The organism is Halorubrum amylolyticum, assembly GCF_004114995.1.
Classification (GTDB): domain Archaea; phylum Halobacteriota; class Halobacteria; order Halobacteriales; family Haloferacaceae; genus Halorubrum; species Halorubrum amylolyticum.
Map to the genome: position 1 here is coordinate 1 of NZ_SDJP01000061.1, position 5,445 is coordinate 5,445.

The window sequence follows — 5,445 nt, forward strand, 5'->3', positions numbered from 1 at the left end:
ATGAGGATTTCGCCCCCTGCGCTCCGGCGTAAGCGGAAATCTGATGTGAGCCGTGGTCGTTCGGTGTCATCCAGGTCGCTGGGTGGACCGGACACCACATAGACCATGCAATGGTGTTTTGACTCACCGCGAGTCAAAACCCGCCAACACCCCTCCGAGCCGGGAATCAGGCTCGGAGGTTATACATTCCGGTTGATCCTGCCGGAGGCCATTGCTATTGGGATTCGATTTAGCCATGCTAGTCGCACGAGTTCAGACTCGTGGCGAATAGCTCAGTAACACGTGGCCAAACTACCCTTCGGAGCACGATACCCTCGGGAAACTGAGGCTAATAGTGCATACCACAATCCAGCTGGAATGAGGATTGTGCCAAACGCTCCGGCGCCGAAGGATGTGGCTGCGGCCGATTAGGTAGACGGTGGGGTAACGGCCCACCGTGCCAATAATCGGTACGGGTCATGAGAGTGAGAACCCGGAGACGGAATCTGAGACAAGATTCCGGGCCCTACGGGGCGCAGCAGGCGCGAAACCTTTACACTGCACGCCAGTGCGATAAGGGAATCCCAAGTGCGCAGGCATAGAGCCTGCGCTTTTGTACACCGTAGGGAGGTGTACGAATAAGGGCTGGGCAAGACCGGTGCCAGCCGCCGCGGTAATACCGGCAGCCCGAGTGATGGCCGATCTTATTGGGCCTAAAGCGTCCGTAGCTGGCCGCACAAGTCCATCGGAAAATCCACCCGCCCAACGGGTGGGCGTCCGGTGGAAACTGTGTGGCTTGGGACCGGAAGGCGCGACGGGTACGTCCGGGGTAGGAGTGAAATCCTGTAATCCTGGACGGACCGCCGATGGCGAAAGCACGTCGCGAGGACGGATCCGACAGTGAGGGACGAAAGCCAGGGTCTCGAACCGGATTAGATACCCGGGTAGTCCTGGCCGTAAACAATGCCTGCTAGGTGTGGCTCCCGCTACGAGCGGGTGCTGTGCCGTAGGGAAGCCGCTAAGCAGGCCGCCTGGGAAGTACGTCCGCAAGGATGAAACTTAAAGGAATTGGCGGGGGAGCACTACAACCGGAGGAGCCTGCGGTTTAATTGGACTCAACGCCGGACATCTCACCAGCATCGACTGTAGTAATGACGACCAGGTTGATGACCTTGTCCGAGCTTCAGAGAGGAGGTGCATGGCCGCCGTCAGCTCGTACCGTGAGGCGTCCTGTTAAGTCAGGCAACGAGCGAGACCCGCATCCTTACTTGCCAGCAGCACTGCGAAGTGGCTGGGGACAGTAGGGAGACCGCCGTGGCCAACACGGAGGAAGGAACGGGCAACGGTAGGTCAGTATGCCCCGAATGTGCTGGGCAACACGCGGGCTACAATGGTCGAGACAAAGGGTTCCAACTCCGAAAGGAGACGGTAATCTCAGAAACTCGATCGTAGTTCGGATTGTGGGCTGCAACTCGCCCACATGAAGCTGGATTCGGTAGTAATCGCGTGTCACAAGCGCGCGGTGAATACGTCCCTGCTCCTTGCACACACCGCCCGTCAAAGCACCCGAGTGAGGTCCGGATGAGGCGCGTTCCACGCGTCGAATCTGGGCTTCGCAAGGGGGCTTAAGTCGTAACAAGGTAGCCGTAGGGGAATCTGCGGCTGGATCACCTCCACCGACCCGAGACTCGCCCTCTGGGCGAGCTCACCTTACGACCGTCTCTACGACGGTCACTACTCATGTATGGTCTCTGTGTCCGCCCACCCGCCGGCCTGGACACCGACGAACGACCACGGTTCACACTGCAATACATCCTTCCCGTCTGGGAAGGTGGGCTCATAGCTCAGCGGTAGAGTGCCTCCCTTGCAAGGAGGATGCCCTGGGTTCGAATCCCAGTGAGTCCATGTCAGCCCCGGTCCGAATCCGTCCCCTTAAGTGCGGGACGCGATTCGGATTGGGTAGACGACGACCGATGCACCATCCCGGGAAACCGCGGATGGGAAGGGTTCGACGGACACGCTCCATGCCTGGACGTGATCCGATGACGACCGTGTATACGTGCGATCCAGACGTCCACTGAACTCATACGAGTTCGTGGAACGTCAGTGAACCATATACAGTCGGGTGACATCTAGTCACTTGACACCGTCAGCGGTTCTGTATAGAATCGACTGACACACTACTGGCTACTGTGCCAGCTGGTGAATGGCTCGGCTCGAGAGCCGACGAAGGACGTGCCAAGCTGCGAAAAGCTCGTGGGACCCGCATGGAGGGAAAGAACACGAGATCTCCGAATCGGAATCCGTTTACAATTGCCACGCGCAATAGGGAACTCCCTGAATTGAAACATCTCAGTAAGGGAAGGAAAAGAACGCAACAGCGATGTCGTCAGTAACCGCGAGTGACCGCGACACAGCCCAAACCGAAGGTCTTCGGACCAATGTGGTGTTCGGGTTGACAACCAAAACGCGAGCTCTCATTCGAAGTCTCCTGGAACGGAGCGTGATACAGGGTGACAACCCCGTAGAATGAGACAGTACCGTTGGCGTCAATACCAGAGTAGCAGGGGTCGGATATCCTCTGTGAACGACTCAGGCATCCCCTGAGAAGGCTAAACACTCCTCGAGACCGATAGCGAACAAGTAGCGTGAGCGAACGCTGAAAAGCACCCCGAGAAGGGCGGTGCAATAGGGCCTGAAATCAGCTGGCGATCGAGCGACAGGGCGTACAAGGCGATTCTCAAAACGACCGAGGAGCGATCCTCCAGTAGGAAGAGAATCGAGCCGGCGTCGTGTCGTGCGTTTTGAAAAACGACCCAGGGAGTGCACTTGATTGGCGAGTCTAACCCGTGAACCGGGGAAGGCGCAGGGAAACCGATACGGCCGCAGCACATACGTGCGAGGGCCACCGTGTTCAAGCGCGGGGAGTCAATCGGGTGCGACCCGAAACCAGGCGATCTATACGCAGGCAGGGTGAAGCGTGGCGAAAGCCACGTGGAGGCCCGTTAGAGTTGGTATTCTACAATATCCTCTCGTGATCTGCGCATAGGGGTGAAAGGCCCATCGAGCCTGGCAACAGCTGGTTCCAACCGAAACATGTCGAAGCATGACCTCTTCCGAGGTAGCCCGCGGGGTAGAGCTACCGATTGGATGACCCGCCTCCGAGAGGAGTCGGCCATCCTGTCGAACTCCAAACCCGCAGGCGCCGTAGACGAAGGGAGTCCGGTGTGCGGGGTAAGCCTGTGCACCATGAGGGGAACAACCCAGAGCCGGGTTAAGGTCCCAAAGTGTAGATTAAGTGCGATTCGAAGGTGGTCTCAAGCCCTAAACAGCCGGGAGGTGAGCTTAGAAGCAGCTACCCTCTAAGAAAAGCGTAACAGCTTACCGGCCGAGGTTTGAGGCGCCCAAAATGATCGGGGCTCAAATCTACCACCGAGACCTGGCCGTGCCCATGACAGGGCAACCGCGTAGGTTGGCGTTCTGTTCGGATGGAAGCTCGGGCGAGAGCTCGCGTGGACCGTTCAGAAACGACAATCCTGGTCACAGTAGCAGCGATAGTCGGGTGAGAACCTCGACGGCCTGATGAGCAAGGGTTCCTCGGCACTGCCACTCAGCCGAGGGTCAGCCGGTCCTAAGATGCACCGTAACTCGACTGCATCAACGGGAAACTGGTTAAGATTCCAGTGCCATCGTGCAGCAAACGTCGACGCCGTGTGGAACGCTGAGCCGGGCCTTCGCCCGGTCAAATCGTGGAACCTCGTGGACGCCGTCACGGCACGAAGCGAGAGAAACGCGAGAGAGCGCAAGTCAGCCGTACATAGGGCCCGTGAAAAGACAAGCACGATGTCCGTACCGAGATCCGACACAGGTGCTCTGGCAGCGCAAGCCAAGGCCTGTCGGGAGAACCGACGTTAGGGAATTCGGCAAGTTAGTCCCGTACCTTCGGAAGAAGGGATGCCTGCTCTCGACGGAGCAGGTCGCAGTGACTCGGGCGCTCCGACTGTCTAATAACAACACAGGTGACCGCAAATCCGCAAGGACTCGTACGGTCACTGAATCCTGCCCAGTGCGGGTATCTGAACACCTCGTACAAGAGGACGAAGGACCCGTCAACGGCGGGGGTAACTATGACCCTCTTAAGGTAGCGTAGTACCTTGCCGCTTCAGTAGCGGCTTGCATGAATGGATAAACGAGAGCGCCACTGTCCCAACGTTGGACCCGGTGAACTGTACGTTCCAGTGCGGAGTCTGGAGACCCCCAAGGGGAAGCGAAGACCCTATAGAGCTTTACTGCAGGCTGTCGCTGAGACGTGGTCGCCGATGTGCAGCATAGGTAGGAGTCATTACACAGGTACCCGCGCCAGCGGGCCACCGAGACAGCATTGAAATACTACCCGTCGGTGACTGCGACTCTCACTCCGGGAGGAGTACACCGGTAGCCGGGCAGTTTGACTGGGGCGGTACGCGCTCGAAAAGATATCGAGCGCGCCCGAAGATCATCTCAGCCGGGTCGGGAATCCGGCGAAGAGCGCAAGAGCACAAGATGGTCTGACAGTGTCATTCCCAACGAGTGACGCTGACGCGAAAGCGTGGTCTAGCGAACCTACGAGGCTCCGGAATGGGGCCCGTAGATGACAGAAAAGCTACCTTAGGGATAACAGAGTCGTCACCCGCAAGAGCACATATCGACCGGGTGGCTTGCTACCTCGATGTCGGTTCCCTCCATCCTGCCCGTGCAGAAGCGGGCAAGGGTGAGGTTGTTCGCCTATTAAAGGAGGTCGTGAGCTGGGTTTAGACCGTCGTGAGACAGGTCGGCTGCTATCTATTGGGGGTGTCAAGGTACTTGACGTGAACGAACGTATAGTACGAGAGGAACTACGTTTGGTCGCCACTGGTGTACCGGTTGTGTGAGAACGCAATGCCGGGTAGCCACGCGACACGGGGTAAGAGCTGAACGCATCTAAGCTCGAAACCCACATGGAAAAGAAGTACCGATGAGGTCACTCGTAGAAGACGAGTTCGATAGACTCGGGATGTACGCACCAAGGCAACGAGGTGTTGAGTCCACGAGCACTAACAGACCGAAGCCACAGTCATACGGCACTGACACCACAGTTCGTATGAGTTCAGGCGGTAACTGGATCGCACGCATACACGGTCGACCGATCATTCGATCGGAACCACCGACACAGGCGTCTCTCCCACAGCCAGTGAGAGAGTCTCGGTTCGAGACCGAGAGTCGGCATAAAGGCGGCCACAGCGGTGGGGACACACCCGTACCCATTCCGAACACGGAAGTTAAGCCCACCAGCGTCCCGGGAAGTACTGGAGTGAGCGATCCTCTGGGAACCGCGGTTCGCCGCCTACCCACTCATCGGGAGCATACTCCCACTTACAGCCCACGGACACCGCGTCCGTGGGCTATTTTCATGTGTAGCGAGCGGCCACACCACCACACCCGACCGCT

General features: G+C 58.1%; 1 tRNA gene and 3 rRNA genes. All 4 read left to right on the forward strand.

What is annotated here, in order from left to right:
- Nucleotides 1–185 precede the first annotated feature (185 nt).
- Nucleotides 186–1,655: ribosomal RNA gene (locus tag ESO89_RS18090) — 16S ribosomal RNA — on the forward strand.
- A gap of 157 nt (nt 1,656–1,812) precedes the next feature.
- A tRNA-Ala gene (locus ESO89_RS18095) sits at nt 1,813–1,884 on the forward strand.
- A gap of 272 nt (nt 1,885–2,156) precedes the next feature.
- Nucleotides 2,157–5,077 (forward strand): 23S ribosomal RNA (locus tag ESO89_RS18100).
- Between the two features lie 147 nt (nt 5,078–5,224).
- A 5S ribosomal RNA gene (gene rrf / locus ESO89_RS18105) occupies nt 5,225–5,346 on the forward strand.
- The 16S, 23S and 5S rRNA genes sit together here with 1 tRNA gene alongside, the layout of an rRNA operon.
- Nucleotides 5,347–5,445 lie beyond the last annotated feature (99 nt).